Source organism: Sphingobium sp. SA2, from assembly GCF_032227065.1.
Taxonomy (GTDB): domain Bacteria; phylum Pseudomonadota; class Alphaproteobacteria; order Sphingomonadales; family Sphingomonadaceae; genus Sphingobium.
The window spans coordinates 2,383,933-2,408,924 of the sequence record NZ_JAPMXX010000006.1; the positions used below are offsets into that span (position 1 = coordinate 2,383,933).

23 protein-coding genes and 1 tRNA gene are annotated in these 24,992 nt (G+C 64.7%); 10 read left to right on the forward strand and 14 right to left on the reverse strand.

Going from position 1 to position 24,992, the window contains the following annotated elements; translation table 11 throughout:
- Nucleotides 1-39: 39 nt before the first annotated feature.
- From OVY48_RS19230 to OVY48_RS19260, 7 genes are all read right to left on the reverse strand, one after another.
- Nucleotides 40-116 (reverse strand) — tRNA-Arg (locus OVY48_RS19230).
- A gap of 73 nt (nucleotides 117-189) precedes the next feature.
- Nucleotides 190-576, reverse strand: coding sequence for a hypothetical protein (locus tag OVY48_RS19235; RefSeq protein WP_313924051.1), 387 nt, complete (start codon nucleotides 574-576; stop codon nucleotides 190-192).
- 57 nt (nucleotides 577-633) lie between these two features.
- Nucleotides 634-1,323 carry an endonuclease III gene (gene nth, locus OVY48_RS19240; RefSeq protein WP_313924052.1) on the reverse strand — a complete coding sequence of 230 codons (690 nt, stop codon included), beginning with the start codon at nucleotides 1,321-1,323 and terminating at the stop codon, nucleotides 634-636.
- A 5-nt stretch (nucleotides 1,324-1,328) separates the two neighbouring features.
- On the reverse strand, nucleotides 1,329-2,093 hold the full coding sequence (gene dapB, locus OVY48_RS19245) for a 4-hydroxy-tetrahydrodipicolinate reductase (RefSeq protein ID WP_313924053.1): 765 nt from the start codon (nucleotides 2,091-2,093) through the stop codon (nucleotides 1,329-1,331).
- Nucleotides 2,094-2,178: 85 nt separating this feature from the next.
- A complete protein-coding gene (gene moaB, locus OVY48_RS19250) occupies nucleotides 2,179-2,706 on the reverse strand; it encodes a molybdenum cofactor biosynthesis protein B (RefSeq protein ID WP_313924054.1) in 528 nt (175 codons plus the stop codon).
- On the reverse strand, nucleotides 2,706-4,493 hold the full coding sequence (locus OVY48_RS19255) for a lytic transglycosylase domain-containing protein (RefSeq protein ID WP_313924055.1): 1,788 nt from the start codon (nucleotides 4,491-4,493) through the stop codon (nucleotides 2,706-2,708). The genes moaB and OVY48_RS19255 overlap by 1 nt, the downstream gene beginning before the upstream one ends.
- Nucleotides 4,486-5,220 (reverse strand): uracil-DNA glycosylase family protein, encoded by a 735-nt coding sequence (locus tag OVY48_RS19260; protein ID WP_313924056.1) that lies wholly within the window; start codon nucleotides 5,218-5,220, stop codon nucleotides 4,486-4,488. The genes OVY48_RS19255 and OVY48_RS19260 overlap by 8 nt, the downstream gene beginning before the upstream one ends.
- 128 nt (nucleotides 5,221-5,348) lie before the next feature.
- Here OVY48_RS19260 and OVY48_RS19265 point away from each other — a divergent pair, with 128 nt between their 5' ends.
- From OVY48_RS19265 to OVY48_RS19295, 7 genes are read left to right on the forward strand one after another with little or no spacing between them, the layout of a single operon-like run.
- Nucleotides 5,349-7,001: an electron transfer flavoprotein-ubiquinone oxidoreductase gene (locus OVY48_RS19265; RefSeq protein ID WP_313924057.1), complete on the forward strand. Its 1,653-nt coding sequence runs from the start codon at nucleotides 5,349-5,351 to the stop codon at nucleotides 6,999-7,001.
- Between the two features lie 25 nt (nucleotides 7,002-7,026).
- The gene (locus OVY48_RS19270) at nucleotides 7,027-8,631 is read left to right on the forward strand and encodes a tetratricopeptide repeat protein (protein ID WP_313924058.1); all 1,605 of its coding nucleotides are present in this window, start codon (nucleotides 7,027-7,029) and stop codon (nucleotides 8,629-8,631) included.
- On the forward strand, nucleotides 8,618-9,499 hold the full coding sequence (locus OVY48_RS19275) for a 4-(cytidine 5'-diphospho)-2-C-methyl-D-erythritol kinase (RefSeq protein WP_313924060.1): 882 nt from the start codon (nucleotides 8,618-8,620) through the stop codon (nucleotides 9,497-9,499). The genes OVY48_RS19270 and OVY48_RS19275 overlap by 14 nt, the downstream gene beginning before the upstream one ends.
- Nucleotides 9,496-10,212 (forward strand): N-formylglutamate amidohydrolase, encoded by a 717-nt coding sequence (locus tag OVY48_RS19280; protein WP_313924061.1) that lies wholly within the window; start codon nucleotides 9,496-9,498, stop codon nucleotides 10,210-10,212. Before OVY48_RS19275 ends, OVY48_RS19280 begins: the two co-directional genes overlap by 4 nt.
- The gene (locus OVY48_RS19285) at nucleotides 10,209-10,571 is read left to right on the forward strand and encodes a hypothetical protein (protein WP_313924063.1); all 363 of its coding nucleotides are present in this window, start codon (nucleotides 10,209-10,211) and stop codon (nucleotides 10,569-10,571) included. The genes OVY48_RS19280 and OVY48_RS19285 overlap by 4 nt, the downstream gene beginning before the upstream one ends.
- Nucleotides 10,568-11,950 (forward strand): NAD(P)H-hydrate dehydratase, encoded by a 1,383-nt coding sequence (locus OVY48_RS19290; RefSeq protein ID WP_313924065.1) that lies wholly within the window; start codon nucleotides 10,568-10,570, stop codon nucleotides 11,948-11,950. The genes OVY48_RS19285 and OVY48_RS19290 overlap by 4 nt, the downstream gene beginning before the upstream one ends.
- Nucleotides 11,947-13,152, forward strand: a complete 1,206-nt coding sequence (locus OVY48_RS19295; protein ID WP_313924066.1) for a class I SAM-dependent RNA methyltransferase — start codon at nucleotides 11,947-11,949, stop codon at nucleotides 13,150-13,152. Before OVY48_RS19290 ends, OVY48_RS19295 begins: the two co-directional genes overlap by 4 nt.
- 71 nt (nucleotides 13,153-13,223) lie before the next feature.
- On the opposite strand, the gene OVY48_RS19300 is transcribed toward OVY48_RS19295, so the two are convergent.
- The 3 genes from OVY48_RS19300 to OVY48_RS19310 form a co-directional block, all read right to left on the reverse strand.
- A complete protein-coding gene (locus tag OVY48_RS19300) occupies nucleotides 13,224-14,414 on the reverse strand; it encodes a type III PLP-dependent enzyme (protein ID WP_037476990.1) in 1,191 nt (396 codons plus the stop codon).
- A gap of 148 nt (nucleotides 14,415-14,562) precedes the next feature.
- A complete protein-coding gene (locus tag OVY48_RS19305; protein WP_313924067.1) occupies nucleotides 14,563-15,735 on the reverse strand; it encodes a carboxynorspermidine decarboxylase in 1,173 nt (390 codons plus the stop codon).
- A gap of 104 nt (nucleotides 15,736-15,839) precedes the next feature.
- Nucleotides 15,840-17,045, reverse strand: a complete 1,206-nt coding sequence (locus tag OVY48_RS19310; RefSeq protein ID WP_313924068.1) for a saccharopine dehydrogenase family protein — start codon at nucleotides 17,043-17,045, stop codon at nucleotides 15,840-15,842.
- 196 nt (nucleotides 17,046-17,241) lie between these two features.
- Here OVY48_RS19310 and OVY48_RS19315 point away from each other — a divergent pair, with 196 nt between their 5' ends.
- The gene (locus OVY48_RS19315) at nucleotides 17,242-17,805 is read left to right on the forward strand and encodes a fasciclin domain-containing protein (RefSeq protein WP_313924070.1); all 564 of its coding nucleotides are present in this window, start codon (nucleotides 17,242-17,244) and stop codon (nucleotides 17,803-17,805) included.
- 92 nt (nucleotides 17,806-17,897) lie between these two features.
- Here OVY48_RS19315 and OVY48_RS19320 read toward each other — a convergent pair whose 3' ends face one another.
- Complete coding sequence (locus tag OVY48_RS19320; RefSeq protein ID WP_313924071.1) at nucleotides 17,898-19,481, reverse strand: cisplatin damage response ATP-dependent DNA ligase; 1,584 nt, start codon at nucleotides 19,479-19,481, stop codon at nucleotides 17,898-17,900.
- Nucleotides 19,482-19,605: 124 nt separating this feature from the next.
- Nucleotides 19,606-20,601, reverse strand: a complete 996-nt coding sequence (locus OVY48_RS19325) for a ligase-associated DNA damage response exonuclease (RefSeq protein ID WP_313924072.1) — start codon at nucleotides 20,599-20,601, stop codon at nucleotides 19,606-19,608.
- Between the two features lie 132 nt (nucleotides 20,602-20,733).
- Here OVY48_RS19325 and OVY48_RS19330 point away from each other — a divergent pair, with 132 nt between their 5' ends.
- Nucleotides 20,734-21,954, forward strand: coding sequence for a DUF3419 family protein (locus tag OVY48_RS19330; protein WP_313924073.1), 1,221 nt, complete (start codon nucleotides 20,734-20,736; stop codon nucleotides 21,952-21,954).
- Nucleotides 21,951-22,595, forward strand: coding sequence for a methyltransferase domain-containing protein (locus tag OVY48_RS19335; RefSeq protein ID WP_313924074.1), 645 nt, complete (start codon nucleotides 21,951-21,953; stop codon nucleotides 22,593-22,595). The genes OVY48_RS19330 and OVY48_RS19335 overlap by 4 nt, the downstream gene beginning before the upstream one ends.
- Nucleotides 22,596-22,783: 188 nt before the next feature.
- Here OVY48_RS19335 and hemA read toward each other — a convergent pair whose 3' ends face one another.
- A complete protein-coding gene (hemA, locus tag OVY48_RS19340; protein WP_037474500.1) occupies nucleotides 22,784-24,010 on the reverse strand; it encodes a 5-aminolevulinate synthase in 1,227 nt (408 codons plus the stop codon).
- Between the two features lie 141 nt (nucleotides 24,011-24,151).
- Nucleotides 24,152-24,955: a glutamate racemase gene (gene murI, locus OVY48_RS19345; RefSeq protein ID WP_313924850.1), complete on the reverse strand. Its 804-nt coding sequence runs from the start codon at nucleotides 24,953-24,955 to the stop codon at nucleotides 24,152-24,154.
- Nucleotides 24,956-24,992 lie beyond the last annotated feature (37 nt).

A 24,992-nucleotide genomic window follows, 5' to 3' on the forward strand; every position in this document is an offset into this window, starting at 1 on the left:
CGGGCGGATGCCCGCGTCGGCGCCTCAGGCTAAAAAATGTGGTGCACCCAACTGGATTCGAACCAGTGGCCTTTGCCTTCGGAGGGCAACGCTCTATCCAGCTGAGCTATGGGTGCATGACGCTGGTCGGACATGGCGCTTAGCAAAGGCCATGGGCCTGCGCCAGCCTCAATTCACCCGCGCCCTATCTTATTTCGCCGCCTTTTCCATTGGCTGGAATTTGCCCAGGCCACAGCTTGCGCCCGGTTGCAGGCCTGGCCCAGCGTTCCACAACACCGTGATGATATCGACCGAGCAAAGCTGCGAAATGCTGGTCTGGTAGGAGAAGCGCTTTTCGAAGCCCAGGCTGGGGCAGTTGTTGGGCAGCGTGTTGCGGTAGAGTTTGCGGCCGTTCATGATGAAGTCGATGGTCCGATCGTCGCGCACATTGGTCGATCGGATCGACCGGATCGGGATGCAAGTGACCGCTTCGCCCTTGGCCACATAGGGGTCGGGCCTGTCCTTGGCGATGGCCGGTGTCGCGGCAGCCGCCAAAGCGAGGCCGAAGGCGAGGGGATAGGCTCGCGAAATGATCATGCTGTCTCTCCATGGCTTTTGCCGAATCGACGTTCTGGCAGGCGCTGTTCCGTCCCTTTATTCGCTGTCTGCTGAACTGGGCGATAACGGCAAGGCGGCAGGGGGTGGTTTTGGTGCGGGCGTCTTGGGCTTGAACCGGCACAGGTCGGCGACGATGCAGCGCCAGCATTCGGGGCGGCGCGCCTTGCACACATAGCGGCCATGCAGGATCAGCCAATGATGCGCGTCGCGCCGGAACGGTCCGGGCACGCGCTTTTCGAGTTTCAGCTCGACCGCGAGCACCGTCTTGCCGGGGGCGAGGCCAGTGCGGTTGCCGACGCGGAAGATGTGGGTATCGACGGCGAAGGCTTCCTGCCCGAACGCGGTATTGACCACGACATTGGCGGTCTTGCGCCCGACGCCGGGCAGGGTGGTCAACGTGTCGCGATCCTGCGGCACTTCTCCGCCGAAATCGCGCACCAATATTTCCGACAGGGCAATGACATTCTTGGCCTTGCCGTTGAACAGTCCGATCGTCTTGATATGCTGCTTGAGCGCGTCTTCGCCCAGATCGACCATCTGCTGGGGCGTTTGCACGTCGCGGAACAGGGCACGGGTCGCCTTGTTGACGCCGACATCGGTGGCCTGCGCGGACAGCACGACGGCGACCAGCAACTGATAGTCGTTGCCATATTCCAGTTCGGTGACCGGCGCCGGATTGGCTTCGGCCAGGCGGCTGAAAAAGTCGAAGATCTGCGCCTTATTCATGGCGGTCAGAGGCCCAGCACGCCCTTCATGTCGTGACGCCCGGCGGGCTGATCGACGAGCCACTGCGCGCCCTTGATCGCGCCGCGCGCGAAGATGGAGCGGTTCTCGGCGCGGTGGCCGATTTCGATCCGCTCGCCTTCGCTGGCGAAAATGACCTGATGGTCGCCCGCCACCGATCCGCCGCGCAAGGCGGCAAAGCCGATCGCGCCCTTGGCCCGTGCGCCTGTAATGCCATCGCGGCCGCGTTCGCTATGGTCGGCAAGGTCGATACCGCGTCCGCGCGCTGCCGCCTCACCGAGCAGCAGGGCGGTGCCGGAAGGGGCATCGACTTTGTGCCGGTGGTGCATCTCCACGATTTCGATATCCCAGTCGTCCCCCAGCCCAGCGGCGGCTTGTTCCACGAGGGCGGCGAGCAGGTTGACGCCGAGCGATGTATTGCCGGTCTGGAGCACGGGAATGACCAGCGCGGCCTGATCGATCAGCGCGTGATGGACAGGCTCCAGCCCGGTCGTGCCGATCAGGATCGGCTTATGCGCGGCGATGCAGGCATCGAGATGGGCCGAGAGGGCACCGGGGACGGAGAAATCGATCAGAACGTCGCTTGCCTGGGCCAGCGCCGCGATATCGGTCGTGATCGGAACAGCCGGCGCGATCTCGCCGCTGCCTGCGCGGTCGGTGCCGCCCGCCAGGCCCAAGCCCGCTTCCGTCGCGACTGCGGCGATTGCCTGCCCCATGCGGCCTGCGGCCCCGAAAATTCCGATGCTGATCATGAAGACGCCGTCCCTGTTGTGCTGGGAAGCGCGGATGCCAGAGCGACGCGCTTTTGTCATCCCCGCACGGCAGGGAAGGGGCGTCTCAGCGCTCGTTGAGGCGCGGCATCAGTTCGACGAAATTGCAGGGACGAAACCGGCTGTCGAGTTGGGTGACCAATATGCCGTCCCAGGCATCCTTCACCGCGCCGGTGGAGCCAGGCAGGGCGAAGATATAGGTGCCGCGCGCGACGCAGGCGGTGGCGCGGGACTGGATCGTGGAGGTACCGATCTTCTGATAGCTGAGCCAGCGGAACAGTTCGCCGAAGCCCGGAATTTCCTTGTCCTGCACCTGCGCCACCGCTTCGGGGGTCACGTCGCGCCCGGTAACGCCGGTGCCGCCGGTGGTCAGGATCACGTCGACCTGCGGGTCGTCGATCCAGGCGTGCAGTCGCGCCACGATCGCCGCCTTGTCGTCGCGTTCGACATAGCGACCGGCGAGGATATGCCCCGCACTTTCCAGCCGTTCGACCAGCGCGTCGCCGGAGCGATCATCGGCCAGTCCGCGCGTGTCCGACACTGTCAGTACAGCGATGCGTACAGGGATGAAGGCCCGGCTTTCATCGATCGGCATCAGTCCGAACCGCCACCCATGCTGCCACGCCCATCGGCCTTGCTCAGCCGCACCAGCTTCATGCCCTTGGAGGTCGGGAAGGTCGGCCACAGGCCCTGGGCCATGCCGGTCAGGCAATCGGCGCTGCCCTTGCCCTGGATCTGATACATCCAGTAATTGCGCATGACGATGTTCACATAGGCGCGGGTTTCATAATAGGGCAGCGATTCCATGAAGAGCAGCGGATCGCCCTTGTCCTTCACTTCGCTGTTCCAGCGTTCGACAGGCATCGGCCCGGCATTATAGGCCGCCATCACCTTGGGCAGCAGTCCGCCGGTCGCGCTCATGTCGCGCAGCGCTTCGAGATAGCGCTGGCCAAATTCCATGTTGGTCGATGGCACGAACAACTGATCGGCCGAGGCGAGGCCCATGTCGCTGCCCGTGCCGGGCCGCACCTGCATCAGGCCGCGCGCGCCAGCGCTCGACACGACCTGCGAGCGGAAGCCCGATTCCTGCAGGGTGTGGGCGTAGATCAGCGCCGGGTCGACGCGCCATCCGCCGTCGGGCTGCCAGTTGGGCGCGGGGAAGCGGGCGAAACTTTCCGGCTGTTTGCCTGCGGGGCCGTTATGGGCGAGCCATAGCTGGGTTTCGGGCAGGCTGAGCGCGCTGGCGAGACGGATCAGCGCATCATAATGGCCGGTGCCACCGATCTTCGCCTGATGCCGCAGCAATTCCTCGGCGCGAGCGGTTTCGCCGATGGCGCTCAGCGCAATCGCGGCGCGGGCATTGGGGCTGTCCTTGAGCAATTGCCATTCGGACGCGCCGAACCGGTTGGCGACAGGCGCAGCGCCGAGCGGCAGACCAAGCGATTCGCGGGCGAGCAGGCCGTAGAAAGTCTCTTCCGACCGGCTGGCAAGCTTGAGGTAATTTTGGACCTTGTCCGCTTCGCCGCACACCATATAGGCGCGCGATGCCCAATAGGCTCCTGCGGCGCGCATGTCGTTGTTACCCGCCAGCGCCGCAACATTGGCGAAGGACGGGGCGGCGGCGCGGCAGTCATTCTGGCGCCAGGCGGCAAGGCCAGCGGTCCAGTGGGCCTGTACGCTCCAGTCGCCGCCAGCCCGCGCTTCGAGCGCGCGCGCGGCCATGCGCCGGGCGTTGCTATCGTCGCTTTCGATATAATAGGCCCAGGCAACCCGCTGGCGCACTTCGGTCAAGCCTTCAGGCGTCAGGCCCGCTTCGCCGCTTGCCAGCAGCGCTTCGGCACCGATGGGGTTGTCCGCTTTGATGTACGTCTGGATTTGCCCTGCGAGCGCCTGGGCCAGCATGTCGGTCTTGACCGCGGCGACATATTCGCGGCGGGGGGCAGCGCCCAGCCAGACCATCTTCTGCACTTGCGGCAGGGTCGGCAAGATGGTCGCGCCACGCTTTTGCGCCAGGCGGGAGATTTGATCGGCCTTGGGCAGCCAGGCGGCTTTGTTCACCAGGTCGAGCAGGTCGAACAGTTCGACCCTGGGCGATCCTTTGGCGAGATAGAGTTCGGAGAGGGCTAGCGGCCGCATTGCATCCTGCGCGTCCAGCGCGTCGATCATCGTGCGTGCCTCGGACCATTTCTGATCGCGCAGGGCGACGAAGATGCTGCGATAGCGGACCTTGTCGCCGTCCGACAGGACCAGCGGGGCGTTGCTGACCAAAGCCGCCGATGCCGGTGGCAAGGTGCCGGTCGTTTCCGCCGACACGGGCAGCGCGGCGGCGGCACCCATTGCGAACAGGGCCAGGCAGGACAGGCGCGTCGCGGCTCTAGTCATGGTCGGTTTCCTCGATAAGGCTTTGCAGGGCGCGCCAGCATTGCGCCTTGGCCGCCGGTTGCGTGAGCAGCAGGCGGGGGTGAAATGTGGCGACGACGGGCACAATGCCGCCATCATGGTTAAAGCCGGGTAAAGCAGTAGACGCCTCGCCACCGCCCGTCGGCATCAGCGCACGGATCGTCCGATCGCCGAGCAGAAGCAGGCGGCGGGGCCGGGCGAGATGGACATGGGTGGCCATGCGCGTGGCGGCGCTGGCGATGTCGCTTGCCTCCACCATGCCGCCGGGCGGGCGGGCAAAAAACAGGGAGGCGATATAGCAATGTGCCCGGTCGAGGCCGATGGCGCGCAGCATCGAATCGAACAAGGCACCCGCCCGATCGGCCAACAGCGTTCCTTGCTCGATATCGGCGGGATCGGGCATGTCGGTGACGATCATCAATGGCGCATCGATCGGCCCGGTCGGCAGAATCGCGCGGCCCGCCCAGCGTTGTTCGGGCTGTCCCGCGTCGCTCGCCAACCAGGTCTGAAACGCCTGCAAATCCTGCGGTTTGGCGACCGGAGGAGCAATCGGGACGCTCGATTGCGCCGCTGATGCCGTAGCGGCCAAGACCGGACGCAACCAGTTGACGGGCGTTTCCGCCACCGCGCCTTCCACGCCGGCAAGCTGCCACCACGCCAGATAGGCGTCGGCACCCAACACCGCATTATCCTGCATTGATCCCCGCATATGCTCCTAAGGGCCAGAGGTTGACGAGGGGGTCAAGGTGCTTCATCGCCTGTGATGGTAGAGTGTTGGAGTAATAAGGCGATCGGAAGATCGGGGTGCAGCCCGCCGGACGCCGATATGGAGGGACTATGAGCGAACGGGAATCGATGCCCTATGACATCGTCATCGTCGGCGGTGGGCCAGCTGGACTGTCTGCGGCGATCCGGCTGAAACAGCTTGCCACTGACGCGGGCCAGGAGCTGGCCGTATGCGTGCTGGAAAAAGGCTCCGAAATCGGGGCGCATATCCTGTCGGGCGCGGTGATCGATCCCAAGGCGCTCGATGAGTTGCTGCCGCAATGGCGCGACATGGGCTGTTCGTTGGCGCAAACGCCGGTGACCGACAACCAGCATTGGTTCCTGACCAAGTCCGGCAAGATGGCCATGCCGCACATCATGACGCCGGGCTGGATGCATAATAAGGGCACCTATACCGGATCGCTCGGCAATCTGTGCCGCTGGCTGGCGGAGCAGGCCGAGGGGCTGGGTGTCGAAATCTTCCCCGGCTTTGCCGCCGCCGAAATCCTCTATCATGAAGATGGCAGCGTGAAGGGCGTCGCCACCGGCGACATGGGCGTCGATCGCGAAGGCAAGCATAAGGGCGATTATCAGCCCGGCCTAGAACTCCACGCCAAATATACCTTCTTCGCCGAAGGCGCGCGCGGGCACCTCACTAAGATCTTGAAGCGCCAGTTTGCGCTGGACGCGGACAGCGAGCCGCAGGTCTATGGCCTGGGCATGAAGGAATTGTGGGACATTGATCCGGCGCTGCATCAGCCCGGCTTGGTGATCCACAGTCAGGGCTGGCCGCTGACCGATGCCTATGGCGGCGGCTTCCTCTATCATCAGGCCAATGGCCAGGTGGCATTGGGCTTCGTCGTCGGACTGGGTTACCGCAACCCGCATCTCTACCCGTTCGAAGAATTTCAGCGCTGGAAACAACATCCCGACATCCGCAAGTTCCTCGAAGGCGGTCGCCGCGTGTCCTATGGCGCGCGGGCGATCAACGAGGGCGGCTGGCAGTCGGTGCCCAAGCTGGACTTCCCCGGCGGCGCGCTGATCGGCTGTTCGGCAGGCTTTGTGAACGTGCCCCGCATCAAGGGCACGCATACGGCGATGAAGTCGGGCATGTTGGCGGCCGAAGCGGCCTTTGCCGCCGTGCAGGCGGGACGGACGAGCGACAGCCTGGCCGACTATGACGCCGCCGTGCGGTCGAGCTGGATCGCCGACGAATTGAAGCTTGTCAAAAATGCCGAACCGCTGCTGTCCAAATTCGGCGGCACGATCGGCACGCTGCTGGCTGGCATAGACATGTGGATGCGGACGCTCAAGATCGGCCTGCCCTTCACGATGAAGCACAAGCCCGACAATGAGAAGATCTGGCACAAGGACGCCTGCGCCAAGATCGCCTATCCCAAGCCCGATGGCGTGGTCAGCTTCGATCGCCTCTCGTCGGTGTTCCTGTCGAACACCAATCATGAGGAGGACCAGCCGGTCCATCTGCAGCTGAAGGACCCGGCGATCCCGATCAGCTATAATCTGCCCCTTTATGACGAACCGGCGCAGCGTTATTGTCCGGCAGGCGTCTATGAAGTGGTGGGTCAGGAAGAGGGTAATCCCCGTTTCCAGATCAACGCGCAGAATTGCGTCCATTGCAAGACGTGCGATATCAAGGACCCGACCCAGAATATCAACTGGGTCGTACCCGAAGGCGGCGGAGGACCGAATTATCCCAATATGTAAGCGCCTGATCCTGTCTCTCTCACTGATGATCCCGGCCGCGGCCGGGGCATCGGTCGATCCGCAAAGCGCGCTGCACACCTATGCGCAGGCGCGATTGGCGGACAGCGACGGCGCGCTGGCGCTGGCCGTCGCCCATTATGGCGAGGCGCTGGCGCTCGACCCCGACCGGGTGGAAATCGCCGAACGCGCCTATGTTCAGGCGCTGGAGAGTGGGGACAAGGCGCTGGCGCTGCGATCAGCGGCTTTGCTGGATCAGGCGGGCTTGTTGCCGCGCGATGGCACCTTGTTGCGGATCGGCGAGGCGCTGGAGCAGCGCAATTGGATTGCCGCCGCAACGCTCGCCGACCGGATGGAAGAGGAGGGCAATTTCGCCTTTCTCGGCCCGATTTTGCGGAGCTGGATCGCGGTGGGCGAAGGCGGCTCCGTGCCGCTTGCCATCGATGCGAAGGATCGATTCGCCGCGTTGGCGCAGCGTTATGTCGATGAGCATCAGGCGCTGCTGGCGTTGAACGCGGGTGATGTCGAAGGCGCGAAGTTGCCGCTGCGCCGGGCGATCGCCCTTCGCCCTGCCGACGCCGGGCTGCGCCTGTCCTTTGCCACCCAATTGGCGGGGCGCAAGGCCAAGGCGGAAGCCTTGCTGCTGCTGCCGCCGGGGCAGGCGCATTTCAGACAGGCGCGGGCCGAGATCGAGCGACGCAGGATCAAGGCTGCGCCGCTGACGCCGGCGCAGGGCTATGCGCGGTTGCTGGCGCGGTTGGCGGTGGATATCGGATCGGATCGGGAGGGGATTGGGCTGGCGCTGCGGTTGGCGCGGATCGCGACCTTTGCCGATCCTGATTCGCCGGAAAATCATATCATTGCCGCGCGGCTGTTGACGGTCGCGGGTTTTGCCAAAGCTGCGATCGCGCAAGTGGACAAGGTGCCGCCTGCCGGTTGGTATGGCGCGCTGGCGCAAGCGGAGCGGGTGGACGCGCTGGCGGCCGATGGCCAGATCGATGCGGCGCTGACGCTCGCGCGCACGCTGGCGGCGGAGCCTGATGCCGAGGCTGAGCGCCATGTGCGGCTGGGCCGTCTGCTCGCCGAGCAACGGGATTTCGATGGCGCGGCAGCCGCTTTTCGCGCAGCGCAGGCACGTTTTGGTGATGCGGCCCCGCCTTGGTCGCTGCTGCTGTTCGAAGGCAGTGCGCTGGAACAGGGCAAGCGCTGGGACGAGGCGCGCGCGGTGCTGGAACGGGCGGCGGCGCTGGCCCCCAATGAGCCGGTCATCCTCAATTATCTGGGCTATGCGCAGATCGAACGGCGTCAGAATGTCGCGGCGGCGCTCGACATGCTCAAAAAGGCAAGCGCGCTCAAGCCGCAAGACCCGTCCATTACCGATTCGCTGGGATGGGCGCAGTTCGTCACCGGCGACGTCAAAGCTGCCGTCCCCGTGCTGGAACGGGCGGCGGCGGGCGCGCCTGCCGATGTGACCATCAACGAGCATCTGGGCGACGCGCTGTGGACTGCGGGGCGGCGCTATGAGGCGCGCTATGCGTGGGCCGCGGCGTCGATCCATGCGGAGGGCGATGTGGCGACACGGATTGCCGCCAAGACCAAGGAAGGATTGAAGCCCGAATATGCCGCACCATGACGCGGAGCTTGAGGCCGATACCCTCGTCGAAACCGCTTATGCCAAGGTCAATGTCGCGCTGCATGTGCGGGCGCGGCGGGACGATGGCTATCATGCGCTCGAAAGCCTGTTCGTCTTTGCCGAGCATGGCGACCGGCTGATCGGCCAAGCGACCGATGATGGCGCGATCGACCTGATGATCGACGGGCCGTTCGGCGACGCGCTGGACGCGGGGCCGGGCAATCTGGTGGTGAAGGCGGCGCGGGCGTTGCAATCCTATCTCGGCGAACAGCGCGGCGCGGCGATCCGGTTGACCAAGATCTTGCCGGTGGCGTCGGGGATTGGCGGCGGATCGGCCGATGCCGCCGCGACCTTGCGGCTGCTGGTGCGGCTGTGGGATGTCCGCATCGAGGATGGCGAATTGGCGGCGCTGGCGCTCGATCTGGGATCGGACGTGCCGGCTTGCATCGCCAGCGTGACGCAATTGGTTACGGGGCGGGGCGAGGGGCTTGCTCAGCATGCGGTCGAGGGACTGGCGGGCATGGCGATGCTGCTGGTCAATCCGGGCGTTGCCGTGCCGACGGGGCAGGTTTTTGCCGGGTGGGACAGGCACGATCGCGGGCCTCTGGATGCCGGGAGTTTGGATGCGCTGACAGGTTCGGGCCGCAATGATCTGGAATCACCGGCGATTGCGGTGGCTCCGGTGATTGCGGAGGTGCTGACCTGTCTCAACGCGCAACCGGGGCTAAACCTTGCTCGCATGTCGGGATCGGGCGCGACCTGTTTTGCCTTGTTCGCGGATGATGCCGCTTTGGCCGACGCGGCGATGGCGGTGCGCGTCGGCCACCCCGATTGGTGGGTGATGGAAACCAGGATCGGCGCGGCATGAGCGAGGCCTTTACCCTGGTCGAAGCGGGCGGGCTCGACCTGCTGATCGTCGCTGATCATGCGTCGGCGCATGTGCCGGACGATATCGACCTTGGCATCGATCCGGCGCTGCTCGGCAATCATATCGCGATCGACATTGGCGTGGCAGAGGTCAGTCGCCTGTTGTCGGCGCAACTGGGTGGCACGGCGATATTGGGCGGTGTGTCGCGGCTGGTGATCGACCTCAACCGCGAAGAGGATGCGCCCGGCCTGTTGCCGGTGATGAGCGATGGCCACGCCATATCGGGCAATCGCGCTGCGGACCTGTCCGACCGGATGCGCCGCTTTTATCATCCCTATCATCATGCGATCGAGCGGCGGCTGGCCATGATGGGCTCGCCCTTCATCCTGTCCGTCCACAGTTTTACGCCCCGGCTGGCGAGCGACCCCGACCAGCAGCGGCCTTGGGAGATCGGCATCCTCTATGGCGAGGATGATCGCGCGGCGCGAATCGCCATTCCCTTGCTGGAGGCGGCAAGGCTGATCGTCGGCGACCAGCAGCCCTATTCGGGCAAACTGCTCAATGCGACGATGAACCGCCATGCCGAAGCCTATGGCATTCCCTATCTCGGCATCGAGATGCGGCAGGATCTGCTCGCCGACGCCGCGGGGCAGCGAAGGTTCGCCGATCTGCTGGGACCTGTGGTGCTGGCTTGCCGGAGTGCGTTGACATGAGGCGATATGGCTATTGGGTGCTGCTGCTGAGCCTCACTGCGTGCGGGACCGATCCTACTGTGTTGGGCAATGGGCCGGACGCCGTCGTCGATGACGGCATGGCGGAATGTGCGATCGGGCCTGATGCGGCCTGGGCGCGGGATTGTGCGGTCGAGCGGGCGGGCACTAAGCTGACGATCCGGCATCCCGATGGCGGGTTTCGCCGCTTCACGATGCTGGACGATGGCCGGGGGCTTGAGGCCGCTGACGGCGCCGAGGAAGCCAAGCTCCAGTTGATCGACAAGGATCAGATCGAAATCCGCATCGGCGGTGACCGCTACCGTATGCCGGTTCAAGTGGCAGGGTCCGCGCCCCGATGACGGGCACGCCAATCCTGACCGCTGCGCAAATGCGGGCGGCGGAGCAGGCGGTATTTGCGTCGGGTGTTGCAGAGTATGCGCTGATGGAGCGGGCGGGCGCCGCGGCGGCGGCGATCATCTGGCGGGCAGGCGGGCGGCGCGATACGCTGCTGCTGTGCGGGCCGGGCAATAATGGCGGCGATGGTTATGTGATTGCGCGGTTGCTGCGCGAACGGGGCGTGCCGGTGCGGGTGGCAGCGCTGGGCGAAAGCCGCACGCCGTCGAGCCAGCGCGCCCGCGCCGAATGGGGCGGGCCGGTCGAGGAGTTGGCGACGGCCGCACCTGCGAGCCAGCTGGTGGATGCGCTGTTCGGCACGGGCCTGTCGCGGGGGCTGGACGGGGTCGTTGCTGCGCGATTGGCCGAACTGACCAACGCGGCGAGCCATAGCCATGCCATCGACTTGCCGAGCGGGGTGGAAACCGATAGCGGCGCGCTGCTGTCCGCGGTGCCGCGCTTTGGGGTTTGCATCGCGCTGGGGGCACTCAAGCCCGCGCATCTTCTCTATCCGGCAGCGGCTTGCTTCGATCGGCTAATCTCAGCGCCGATCGGCATTGCGGCGCCGGATCAGGTTCACCGGCTGGAGCCGCCCAGCCTCATGGCACCGGGGCCGGATGCGCATAAATATATACGCGGGCTGGTGGCGGTGGTCGGTGGATCGATGCCTGGCGCGGCGCGGCTGGCGGCGCGATCGGCGGCCGCGTCGGGCGCTGGCATGGTTCGAATGTTTGCTATGGATCAGGTGGTGACGGGGCCGGATGCCATCATTCATCAACAGGCGCAGACGGCGGCGGACTTAGCGAAGGCGTTGGACGATGACCGAATCGCGGTCGTGCTGGTCGGGCCGGGGCTGGGACGCGATGCGGGTGCGCGCGACCGGCTGGCGGCAGCGGTGGGGGCGGGCCATCGGCTGGTGTTGGATGCCGATGCGCTGACGCTGTTGGCGGTCGATGCCATTCCGCGCGGCGCGATCCTGACGCCGCATGAAGGCGAGTTTCGGCGGCTGTTCGGCAATCTGCCCGGCAGCAAGATCGATCGCGCGCGGGCGGCGGCTGCGAAAAGTGACGCGGTCGTGATCTACAAGGGCGCGGACAGCGTGATCGCCGCGCCGGACGGGCGGGTTGCCGTGGCGGCAGGCGCTTCGAGCTGGCTGTCGACCGCCGGGACCGGCGATGTGCTGGCGGGGCTGGTCGCCGGGCGACTGGCGGTGACAGGCGATCCATTTCGCGCCGCAAGCGAGGCGGTGTGGCTGCATGGCGATGCCGCGCGGCGGTCGGGTGCGGCGTTCGTGGCCGATGATTTGCCTGATGCGCTGCCAGCGGCTATCGCCGCGCGATTGTGACAGACAGCGACCCAGACATCATCATCCGTATCGCCGCCAAGGGCGATGGCATCACCGCCGATGGCCGCCATGCGGCACTGACCGCACCGGGCGACCGGCTCTTGCCCGATGGCACCATCGAACGTGGCCCCCATCATGTCGCGCCGCCCTGCGTTCATTTTCCGGCCTGTGGCGGTTGCGAGTTGCAGCATCTCGATGACGCCAGCCTGTCCGATTTCGTGACCGGGCGGGTGGTCGGGGCGCTCGCCGGACAAGGGGTGACGGCGCAGACGGTGCTGCCAGCGCATCTGTCGCCGCCGATGACGCGGCGGCGGGCGTCGCTGCGGGCGGCGCGATCGGGGCGCAAGATCACTATCGGCTTTGCCGAGGCAGGCAGCCACACGCTCATTGACCTGACCATGTGTACGGTTCTCGACCCGCGCCTGTTTGCATTGCTGGAACCCCTGCGGAATTTGCTGGCGCTGATCCTGCCGGACAAGCGGGCCGCGCATGTCCGCATGTCGCTGATCGACCAGGGTGTCGACCTGCTGCTGGAAGGGGTACGGGTCGAGGGACTGGCGGCGGACGAAGGGCTGGGCGAATTCGCGCGGACGCATGGGCTTGCCCGCCTGACGATTGATGAGGGCGATGGGCCGCAAACGCGCTGGGAACCCGAAGCAGCCACGGTGACATTCGGTGGCGTGGCGGTGGGCTTTCCGGCTTTCTCCTTCCTGCAGGCGACGCCCGATGGCGAGGCGGCGCTGGTCGCGGCGGTGCGCGATGCCATGCCGGAGACGGGTGCGATCGCCGATCTGTTCAGCGGATTGGGCACCTTCGCGCTGGCGCTGGGCGCGGCGCGGCCTGTTTATGCGGCGGAGGGCGCGCGCGATGTGCTGCTCGCGCTCAAGCTGGCGGGACAGCGGGCGCAGCGGCGGATGGTGGCGGATCATCGCGACCTGTTCCGACGTCCGCTGACGCCGGAGGAACTCAACCGCTTTGCCGCCGTCGTGCTGGACCCGCCGCGCGCGGGTGCGCGCGAGCAGGTGATGCAATTGGCGGCCTCGACCGTGCCAGTGATCGCCTATGTTTCCTGCAATCCGGCAAGCTTCGCGCGCGACGCGGTGCATCTGATCGCGGGCGGCTATCGCCTGGAGAGCGTGCGCCCGGTCGGGCAATTCCGCTGGTCCACCCATGTCGAGATGGTCGGCATCTTCCGCCGATAAAAAAAGTCCCTCGCCGCAGGGGGAAGCGGCGAGGGACTGGCATCCTCTCCAACAGGGAAACCGAGGTCGGTTTAGCCCAGCTTGATGACGGTTGCGCGACGGCGGGCGGGTACGGCTTCGGCATAGAGGCTGGCCATCGGCGCATCCTCCACTTCGATGGTCGCTTCCGAAGTGAAGCCGTTGAAGCCGGTCCGCATGGCCGCGCCATAGGCACCCAGCATGCCGATTTCGATATAGTCGCCAACGCCGACATCGGCGGGCAGCATGAACGGGCCGACCATATGGTCCATATCGTCGCAGGTCGGGCCATAGAAGGAGAAGCCAGTCTGCTCCGCCATGCTATCCTCTTCGCGCAGCAGCGCGACGGGGAAGCGCCAGCCGATATGCGCGGCATCGAACAAGGCGCCATAGGCACCGTCATTGATGTAGAGTTCCGTGCCGCGACGGCGCTCTACCCGGACGATGATGGAGCTATATTCAGCGGACAAGGCCCGGCCGGGTTCGCACCACAATTCCGACGAATAGCTGACCGGCAGGCTTTCAAAGCCACGGTGGATCGCGTCGAAATAATTTTCGAGCGCGACCGGTTCCATGCCGGGATAGATGGACGGAAAGCCGCCGCCGACATCGATGATGTCGACCGTGACCGCCGCATCGACGATCGCCGCACGGACGCGTTCGATGGCGTCGCTATAGGCCTGCGGACTCATCGCCTGGCTGCCGACATGGAAGCAGATGCCAAGGGCATCGGCGGCCTGGCGGGTGGCCATCAGCAGATCGCGGGTTTCACCCAGTTCCGCGCCGAATTTCGACGCGAGGGACAATTCGCTATGCTCGGACGACACGCGCAGGCGGACGCACAGTTCCAGATCGGTCGCGTCATTGGTGGCGCGCATGATCTTTTCCAACTCGTCGATCGTGTCGAGCGAGAAGGTGCGCACGCCATGGACGGCATAGGCTTCGGCAATGGCTTCTTCAGCCTTGACCGGATGCATGAAGCAAAGCTTCGCGTCCGGCAGCGTTTCGGCGACGAGGCGCACTTCCGCGATGGAAGCAACGTCATAGTGCGAGATACCGCTGTCCCACAATGTCCGAAGCAAATCGGGCGAGGGGTTCGCCTTCACCGCATAGAGCGAGCGCCCCGGAAACTTCTCGACGAAGAATCGGGCTGCCCGAGCCGCGGCTTGGGGACGAATAAGCGTTACCGGTGCTGCCGGTGTGAGGGCGGTTGCTACCCCCAGCGCGCTAGGATGCTTGTGCAATTCAAGGGACCTCCAGTGTAGTCAAGGTGAAAGAAGCTGCCTTGCGGTGGAAGTCCCATGGGGCAGCGGACGGCCGCTATATGCGGAGGGGCCCCCCCTGTAAAGCGCATATGAAAATTTTGTTGCGCAAGGTCGCACGAAGCGTGCGTCAGGAGAGACGGGCCTTGAAGTCCTGATAGGAAAAGGCCCGGATTTGCCGGAGATCGTCAGTGGACGAGTTCCACAGCCAGATGGCGGGCAGGGGCACGCCGTTGAAGGTGTTGGTCTTGACCATCGAATAATGGGCCTGGTCAAGGAAGGCGATACGCGCGCCCGGTTCCGCGCCACCAGGCACATGATAGTCGCCAATAATGTCCCCGGCAAGGCAGGAGGGACCACCGAGTCGGACCAGCGGCCCTTCGCTCGGCTCATGCAGCATCGCGGGGCGATAGGGCGCCTCGATCACGTCGGGCATGTGGCAGGTGGCGGAGATGTCGGTGATCGCGACCGGCATGCCATTGTCGATCACGTCGAGAATTTCACCGACCAAGATACCCGCGTCGAGCGCCATCGCTTCGCCTGGTTCCAGATAGAGGGTGAGACCCGTCTGGGCTTTGACGCTTTGCAGGAAGGCGATGAGGTCGTCGCGCTGGTAATCGGCGCGGGTGATGTGATGACCGCCGCCAAAGTTCAGCCATTTGAGGGTCGAGAGATGCGGCAGGATATGCGGTTCAACCGCCGCCCAGGTGCGTTCCAGCGGTGCCAAATCCTGTTCGCACAGATTATGGAAATGGATGCCGTCGACGCCGACCAGATGATCGGGCGTCAACTGGCTGACGGGAAAGCCCAGGCGGCTGTGCGGCTGCGACGGGTCATATTTGGCGACCTCGCCCTCCGGGTTTTGCGGGTTGATGCGCAGGCCGATGTCGAAATCATGCCCGGCGGCGCGGGCGGCGTCGATCTGCGGCTTAAAACGGGCGATCTGGCCGGGGCTGTTGAAGATGACATGGTCGGACATCTTGAGGATTTCGGCCAGATCGTCGGGCTTGTAGGCAGCGCAATAGGTCGCGACTTCGCCCTTATATTCCTCGCGGCCGAGGCGCGCTTCGTACAGGCCCGATGCGCACACGCCGTCGAGATATTCGCCCAAGACGCTGCCCAGCGACCACATGGAAAAGGCCTTGAGCGCGCCCAGCACCTTGATGCCCGCGCGGTCGCGAACATCGGCGAGGATCGCCAGATTGCGCCGGATCGCGGCCTCATCCACCACGAAGGCGGGCGAGGGGACGCGATACAGATCGAAATGCGCGAAGGCGGCGGGATCGCCGGCTTTGGTTTCCATGAATCATCCTCCGCCACATCGTCACCCCAGCGAACGCTGGAGTCTCACTTCCTCGTGGCGCAAAAGAAAAGGGAGATCCCAGCATTCGCTGGGATGACGAGGTGTTAAAACGCCAGCGGCGCGTCCAGTTCCTTCACCTGCCAGGGCAGGCCATGCTTGTTGAGCATGTCCATGAAGGGATCGGGATCGAACTGTTCGATATTGAACACGCCTTCGCCTTTCCACGCGCCCGTCAGCATCATGGCGGCACCGATCATCGCGGGAACGCCGGTGGTGTAGCTGACTGCCTGGTTGCCGGTTTCGGCATAGGCGTCCTCATGATCGCAGACCTGATAGAGATAGACGGTCTTGGCCTCGCCATCCTTCACGCCGGTCGCGATGTCGCCGATATTGGTCTTGCCCTTGGTGGTCGAGCCTAGGCTGGATGGTTCGGGCAGCACGGCCTTGAGGAACTGGAGCGGGATGATCTCCTTGCCCTCATACATGACCGGGTCGATGCGGGTCATGCCGACATTCTGCAGCACTTCGAGATGTTTCAGATACGCATCGCCAAAGGTCATCCAGAAACGGATGCGTTTGATTTCGGGATAGAATTTGGCGAGGCTTTCCAATTCCTCATGATACATGAGGTACATATTCTTCTCGCCTACCTGGTCGAAATCGAACGTCTGCTTGTGGCTGAGCGCCGGGCCTTCGACCCATTCGCCCGCCTCCCAGTGACGCGATGGCGCGGTCACTTCGCGGATGTTGATTTCCGGGTTGAAGTTGGTCGCGAAATGCTGGCCATGGTCGCCGCCATTGCAGTCGAGAATGTCGAGCGTGTCGATCGTATCGAGCAGATGCTTCTTGATGTAGCTGGCGAAGACGCTGGTCACGCCGGGGTCGAATCCCGAACCCAGCAACGCCATGATGCCCGCTTCCTTGAAGCGATCCTGATAGGCCCACTGCCAGCCATATTCGAACTTGGGCGTGTCGCGCGGTTCGTAATTGGCTGTGTCGAGATAGTCGGTCTTGGTCGCGAGGCACGCGTCCATGATGTTGAGGTCCTGATAGGGCAGGGCCAGGTTGACGACCAGCTTGGGCTGCACCTTCTCAATGAGCGCTATGGTGGCCGCGACATCATCGGCATCGACCTGCGCCACGTCGATGGTAACGCCGGTGCGGGCCAGAACCGATTCGGCGACCTTCTCACAACTCACGATGCGGCGGCTGGCCAGCGTGATGTGCGAGAAAATATCGGAGTTCATCGCCATCTTGTGAACTGCGACAGACCCGACGCCGCCTGCGCCGATGACCAGAACCTTGCTCAATCTCGTCTCCATATCCTGTACGCGGCATGCGCGCTAAAAGGGTCATATAGGGGCTTGGCGTGACAGCGCAAAGTCAGATGCTTGGGCGGGGCGCACAGCACATGCCTTAAGGGGCAGTGGCGCAACCTTATCCAGTTCGCATGCGTAACTGCATCGCATCCCTATCAAGCCGATGCGTGGAAGAGGAAGTAAGCCCATGAAATTCTCGAACGTCTCGCTGGCGCTGGCCGCGACCCTGTTGTCCGTCAGTGGCGCGGCCCTGGCCAATCATCATATGGAAAAGAACCCGATGGTCGGCGGCGCGGCCATGTATCCGACCAAGGATATCGTCGATAACGCCGTCAATTCGAAGGATCACACGACGCTGGTCGCCGCCGTCAAGGCTGCTGGCCTCGTCGATACGCTCAAGAGCGCTGGGCCGTTCACCGTGTTCGCGCCGACCAACGCCGCCTTTGCCAAGCTGCCCGCCGGTACGGTCGATACGCTGGTGAAGCCGGAAAATAAGGCGACGCTGACGAAGATCCTGACCTACCATGTCGTCGCGGGCAAGATGAACGCCGCCGACATCATCGCCGCCGCACAGGCCGCCGGTGGCAAGGCAACGCTGACCACGGTGGAAGGCCAGCCACTTACCGCATGGAAGGATGACGATGCCGTCTATCTGCAGGATGCCAAGGGCGGCACGTCCAAGGTGACGATTGCCGACGTCAACCAGTCCAACGGCGTCATTCATGTCATCGACACGGTATTGATGCCCTGATCCCTGTTAGGTGACACGAAGGACGGCGGGCCAGTGGCGGGGTTATCCCTGTCGCTGGCCCTTTTGTTTTGGTGAGGCTCGTGGCGGGCGAATTACCGCACCAGTTTCTTCAACCCCTCCACCGTATCCGCCTCCGCCGCAGGCTTGTCGCGCCTGATCCTGGCGATGCGCGGGAAACGCATGGCGAGCCCAGATTTGTGCCGCTTGCTGTCGTGGATGCTATCGAACGCGACCTCCAGCACCAGCGTCTTTTCGACTTCCCGCACCGGGCCGAAACGCGCCACCGTATTCTGGCGGACGAAGCGGTCGAGCATCTTGAGTTCCTCGTCGGTGAAGCCGCTATAGGCCTTGCCGACCGGATGCAGTTCCCCGTCTTCCGTCCAGCAGCCGAACGTATAGTCCGAATAAAAGGACGAGCGTTTGCCGTGGCCGCGCTGGGCGTACATCATGACGCAATCGGCGGTCAGCGGATCGCGCTTCCACTTATACCAGAGCGCGGCCTTGCGCCCAGCCACATAAGGGCTGTCGCGGCGCTTGAGCATCACCCCTTCGATCGCGGCGTCGCGGGCACCGGCGCGGATATCGGCCAGCGCGTCGAAATCGGCGGCGTCGATGATGGTGGACAGGTCGAAGCGGGTGGGGTCGAGCTGGGGCATATGGGCTTCGAGCCGGGCACGGCGGTCGGTCCAGGGGAGGGCGCGCAGGTCGTCGTCGCCCTCCAGCAACAAGTCATAGAGGCGGACGAAGACGGGGTAATCGGCCTGCATCTTGGCGCTGACGACCTTGCGACCGAGCCGTTGTTGCAGGGCGTTGAAACTGGCCGCCTCGCCCCCTTGAAACTCGCCACGCACCAGCAATTCGCCGTCCAGCACGGCATGGCCGGTGAAGGCGGCCGCGATTTCGGGGAAGCTGGCGGAAATATCGTCGCCCGCACGGCTGTAGAGGCGGGTGTCGCTGCCCGTGCCGACGATCTGGATGCGGATGCCGTCCCATTTCCATTCGGCGACATAGTCGGTGAGGTCCACGCTGTCGGCTTCGAGCGGGTGGGCCAGCATGAAGGGGCGAAAGAAGGGCGTGCCCGATGGGTCGGGGCGTTCGGTGCGCCCCTCCGCCCAGTCGAACAACTCGGCATAGGGCGGGATCAGGGAATGCCAGACCTGTTCGACATCATCGACATCGAGGCCGAACGCCTGAGCAAAGCCCGTCTTGGCGAGGCGTGCCGAGATGCCAACGCGCAGGCCCCCGGTTGCGAGCTTGAGCAAGGCGAAGCGGCCCGATGCGTCGAGATGGTTCATCATCTGCGCCAGAACGTCGGGCGCGGCGGCGCGGCTGGTGGCGTGCAGGCGATCGACCACCGTGGCCAGCGTCAACGTGCCATCGTCCAGATCGGGCGGTTCGTTGGGCGGCGGGGGCCAGAGCAGGGCGACGGTTTCGGCAAGATCGCCGACATAGTCGCGGCTCATTTCGTAGAGGACGGGATCGACGCGAGCGCGGATCATCTCACCAATGGCGGAGGATTTGACGGCCTTGAGGTCGAGATTGCCGGTCAGCGCGGCGAGCGCCCAGCCACGATCCGGGTCTGGGGCCACGCGCAGATAGGCAGCGATCAGCGCCAGCTTGCCATTGCGCGAGCGAGTGTAGACGAGCGCGTCGAGGAGTTGGGAGAAGGGTCTCATGGGAATACGCCTCGATCCGTTCGGGCTGAGCGAAGTCGAAGCCTTCTGCTGAGCGGAGCGAAGTGGCTTCGCCTGCGGCTCAGCCGTGCCCTTCGACTTCGCTCAGGGCGAACGGATATTTGGATCACCCTTCCTCCTCCTCGTCATCGCGCCCGACCAGGGCCAGCGCACGTGCCCGGATCTGGTGGGTCATGCACCAGTGGAGCAGGGCTTCCTCGCGGCCATGGGTGATCCAGGTTTCGGTGGGGGCGACCTCGCGGATCGTATCGGTCAATTCGTCCCAGTCGGCATGGTCGGACAGGATCAGCGGCAGTTCGACATTTTTCTGCCGCGCTCGCTGGCGCACGCGCATCCAGCCTGACGCCATGGCCGTGATCGGGTCGGGCAGGCGGCGGCTCCAGCGGTCGTTGAGCGCGGAGGGCGGGGCGACGACGATCGCGCCGCGCATATCCTTGGCCGCGACGCCGGTGGCGGGGCGCAGGTCGCCCATCTCGACGCCGAGTTCGGCATAGAGCGCACACATGCGTTCCATTGCGCCATGGAGATAGATGGGGTCGCTATGCCCGCGAGCGCGCAGTTCGCAGATCACCCGCTGCGCCTTACCTAGCGCATAAGCCCCAACCAGGACGGATCGATCGGGATTCGCGTGGAGCGCGGCGAGCAGCCGGTCGATCTCGCTGCCCGTGTCGGGATGGCGGAAGACGGGCAGGCCGAACGTCGCTTCGGTGACGAAAATGTCGCAGGGCACCGGCTCGAACGGCGGACAGGTGGGGTCGGGACGGCGCTTGTAATCGCCGGTCACGACGACGCGCTCGCCCGCATGGGTCAGCACGATCTGCGCCGATCCCAGCACATGACCCGCCGGCACATAGCGGATGGTGACGCCGCCCAGCCGGATTTCCTCGCCATAGCCGACCGGCGTACCCGACGCGGTGCCATAGCGCAGCCCCATGATCGCCAGCGTTTCGCGCGTGGCCCAGACATGGCCATGGCCGCCGCGCGCATGGTCGGCATGGCCATGGGTCACCAGCGCGCGTTCGCGCGGCATCGACGGGTCGATCCACGCATCGGCGGGGCGGACATAGATGCCGGTGGGGTGGGGTTCGATCCAGTGAGCCATTCCCTCCAGAAGATGTGAGCGCGCCCGCGGTTCCGCAAGCTGGTCACAAGGACGTAACGCTACCGTCACGGCCGCTACACGCATCTGCCCTATGAGCCGCCCACGACCCGACTGCGAGGAGGCTTGAAGAACATGGCGGCACCGGCACATCAGAACGTCACGCGCGCGGTGCATCGCCACCGGCATCTGTCCAAACAGGGGCTGCTGGAGCGCGCTTTCACCTTCGCCTTTCGTGGCCTTGTCTATGCCCAGATTTGGGAAGACCCCGCCGTCGACATGGAAGCGTTGGCGATCGCGCCCGACAGCCATGTCGTGACGATCGCGTCGGGGGGCTGCAATGTGCTGTCTTACCTGACCGCCGACCCGGCCAGGATCACCGCCGTCGATCTCAACACCGCGCATATCGCGCTCAACAAGTTGAAGCTCATGGCGGCGCGGACCCTGCCTGACCATGCCGCCTTCCACCGCTTTTTCGCGCAGGCGGATAGCAAGGAAAATATCGCCGCCTATCGCGACATCGTCGCGCCGCACCTCGATGAAGCGACGCGGCGCTATTGGGAAGGACGCGACCTGATCGGGCGGCGGCGGATCGGCGGATTCGCGCGCGGCATTTACAAACATGGCCTGCTGGGCCGCTTCATCGGCGCGGCGCATTTGCTGGCGCGGGTGCATGGGGTGGACCTGCGGCGAATGCTGGCGGCAACGTCGCGCGCCGAACAGCGCGAGATTTTCGAGCGGGAGGTCGCGCCGATCTTCGACCGCGCTTTTGTCCGCTGGCTCACCAGCCAGCCCGCCTCGCTCTTCGGCCTGGGTATCCCGCCCGCGCAGTTTGAAGCGCTGGCCGGTGACGCACGCATGGACGTGGTGTTGAAGGCCCGGTTGGAGAAACTGGCCTGCGACTTTGACCTGAAGGATAATTATTTCGCGGTGCAGGCGTTCGGCCGCGGCTATGACGGCGGGGAGGGCCCATTACCGCCCTATTTGCAGGCTGCCAATCATGACGCCGTCCGGGCACGGGCGGACCGCGTCGATGTGCGCCATGCCAATTTCACCGACTTCCTGCGCGAACAGCCCGATGCATCGGCAGATCGCTACATCCTGCTTGATGCGCAGGACTGGATGGATGACGAGCAGTTGAACGCGCTCTGGGCGCAGATCACGCGGACCGCCAAGCCCGGCGCACGGGTGCTGTTCCGCACGGCGGGCGAACCCAGCATCCTGCCGGGCCGGGTTGTCGATGCGGTGCTAGACCTCTGGGTGTATCGCGCCGAAGCGTCGCTCGACTATACTGCGCGCGACCGGTCGGCCATTTATGGCGGCGTGCATCTTTATGTGCTGAAGGACGCGCTGTGAGCGACCATGGGCGGCTAATGGACGGGACCTATCGCTGGCAGCGCCACATCTATGACATCACCCGCAAATATTATCTGCTGGGTCGGGACGGCCTGATCGCCGACCTCGCGCCGCCATCGGGTGGCAGCGTGCTGGAGATTGGCTGCGGCACGGGGCGCAATTTGATCGCGGTGGGCAAGGCCTGGCCCCATGCGCGGCTGTACGGCGTCGATATTTCGCAGGCGATGCTCGACACCGCGCAATTGTCGGTCGAACGAGTCGGCATGGCGCGCTGCGTCCGGTTGGCACAGGGCGATGCTGTCGATTTCGATCCGATGGCGCTGTTCGGCCAAGCCACGTTCGATCGGGTGTTCATCAGCTATGCGCTTTCGATGATCCCGCAGTGGGAGGCGGCGCTGGCGCAAGCCGCGCGCTGCGTTGCGCCGGGCGGTCGACTCGAAGTCGTCGATTTCGGGCAGCAGGAAGGTTGGCCGGGCGTGTGGCGGCGGGTGCTGTTCGGCTGGCTGGCGCGGTTCCATGTGACGCCGCGCCATGTGCTGGGGGCGGCGATCGAGAAAGTGGCGGGGGACGTTGGCGGTGAAGCCAGCGTTCGGCCGCTGTATCGCGGTTATGCGCTGCGGGGGGGCGTGGCACTGGGTTAGTCCTGCCTCTCGCTGTAGCGAGAACTACTGATTACGCACCAATCTCCCGCCCGTTCGGGCTAAGCCTGTCGAAGCCTTTTTCTTCACGGATAGAAAAAAGGCCCCCTTCGACTGCCTGCAAGGCAGGCGCTCAGGACAGGCTTCGACAAGCTCAGGGCGAACGGAGACAGTTGCCTTGAGGGGAGAATTCAAGCCGCGCGCCGCGCTGCCTTCTCCAAATCCAGCCGGTCCCAAATCTCGACCAGCGCGTTCACCAGGTCGCGCATCATCGCTTCGGTGTGCGCCGGGCCGGGCGTGAAGCGCAGGCGCTCGGTGCCGCGCGGGACGGTGGGGTAGTTGATGGGCTGCACATAGGCGCCATATTCGGCGAGCAGGATGTCGCTGATCCGCTTGGCCTTGACCGGATCGCCGACCATCAGCGGGACGATATGCGTCACCGACGGCATGACCGGCAGGCCAGCGTCCGCCATCATCGTCTTGAGCATCGCGGCGGCGGCCTGCTGGCCCTCGCGCTCTTCGCTCGAAGCCTTGAGGTGGCGCACGCTCGCCAGCACGCCGGCGACCAGCACGGGCGACAGCGAGGTGGTGAAGATGAAGCCGGGCGCATAGCTGCGGATCACATCGACGATCATCTGATCAGCGGCGATATAGCCGCCCATGACACCGAACGCCTTACCAAGCGTGCCTTCGATGATGGTCAGCCGATCCGCGACGTCATCGCGTTCCGAAATGCCGCCGCCGCGCGCGCCATACATGCCCACGGCATGGACTTCGTCGAGATAGGTGAGCGCGTTGAACTCGTCGGCCAGGTCGCAGATTTCCGCGATCGGCGCGACGTCGCCATCCATCGAATAGACGCTTTCAAAGGCGATCAGCTTGGGGGCTTCGGGGTCTTCGGCAGCCAACAATTCGCGCAGATGCTCGACATCATTATGACGGAAGACGCGCTTTTCGCAGCCCGAATTGCGGATGCCCGCGATCATGCTGGCATGGTTGAGTTCGTCCGAAAAAATGATGCAGCCGGGCAGCAGTCGCGCCAGCGTTGCGAGCGTTGCTTCGTTCGAAACATAGCCCGACGTGAACAGCAGCGCCGCTTCCTTGCCATGCAGGTCGGCCAGTTCGCCTTCCAGATCGACATGATAATGGGTGTTGCCGCCGATATTGCGCGTGCCGCCGGAACCCGCGCCGACATCGTGCAGCGCCTCTTCCATCGCGGCGATCACCTTGGGATGCTGACCCATGGCGAGATAGTCGTTGGAGCACCAGACGGCGATCGGCTTGGGGCCGTTATGGCCGTGGAAACAGCGCGCATTGGGGTAGGAACCGCGATTGCGGAGGATGTCGATGAACACCCGATACCGGCCTTCTTCATGAAGACGGTCGATCGCCTGCGCAAAGATATGCTTGTAGTTCACGCTCGCCCTATCCCTTGATGGCCCGCATCCTCTGGGTGCGGCGTTTACCGGTAGATGGCGCGCATTACCAGCGCTAACCGCTCGCAGACATAGGGGGAAATACCGATCAGTGATATCGGACCTTTTGTCCAAGCCCCTATATTATAGCTGTTCCAGGCGGGAAAGACCGTAGCGGGCGAGCGCCGGGACGAGGGCGCGGACCTTGTCATCGACGCGCGTGAATACCGCTATACCCGGCGGGGGCGTGTCGGGCCAAGGCTGGTCCTGCGTCAGAAAAGCGATGCGCCGGGCAATGCCGTCACCTCCGTGAACGAAGCTGAGCGGGCGGGGCGCGGCGGCGGCCAATTCGGCCTCTACCAGCGGAAAATGGGTGCAGGCGAGCGCCACCACATCCATTCGATCGCCGCCGGGCTGTTCGGTCAATCCTGCCAGCGCGGTGCGGGCGATGGCGGGATCGAGCGGCTCGCCGCGCAGCTTCGCCTCGGCCAGTTCGACCAGCGCCGCGCTGCCATGGCGCAGCATGATGCAGTCCGCGCCATGTTCGGCCGCGAGCCGATCGACATAAGGCTGGCGCACGGTGGCGGCAGTGCCGAGTACGCCGAACACGCGGCTTTTGGATGCGAGGGCAGCGGGCTTTATCGCCGGGACGGTGCCGACGACCGGAATGTCGAGCGCGGCGCGCACATGCTGGAGCGCGATGGTAGACGCGGTGTTGCAGGCAATGACGGCAAGGCGCGGCCGATAGCGTTCGACCAGCCGCCCCAGCAGCGCTGGCACCCGCGCCGCAATCTCCGCCTCGCTCTTGGTCCCATAGGGAAAACCCGCGCTGTCGGCGGCGTAAATCACCGGCGCAGTCGGTATCAGCGCCCGCGCAGGGGCAAGGATGGACAGACCCCCGACGCCGGAATCGAAAAACAGGATCGGGGCGGAGGATGCGACGGTCATTATGCCGACCATGTCGCGGGATCGGGCGAGGGTGTCA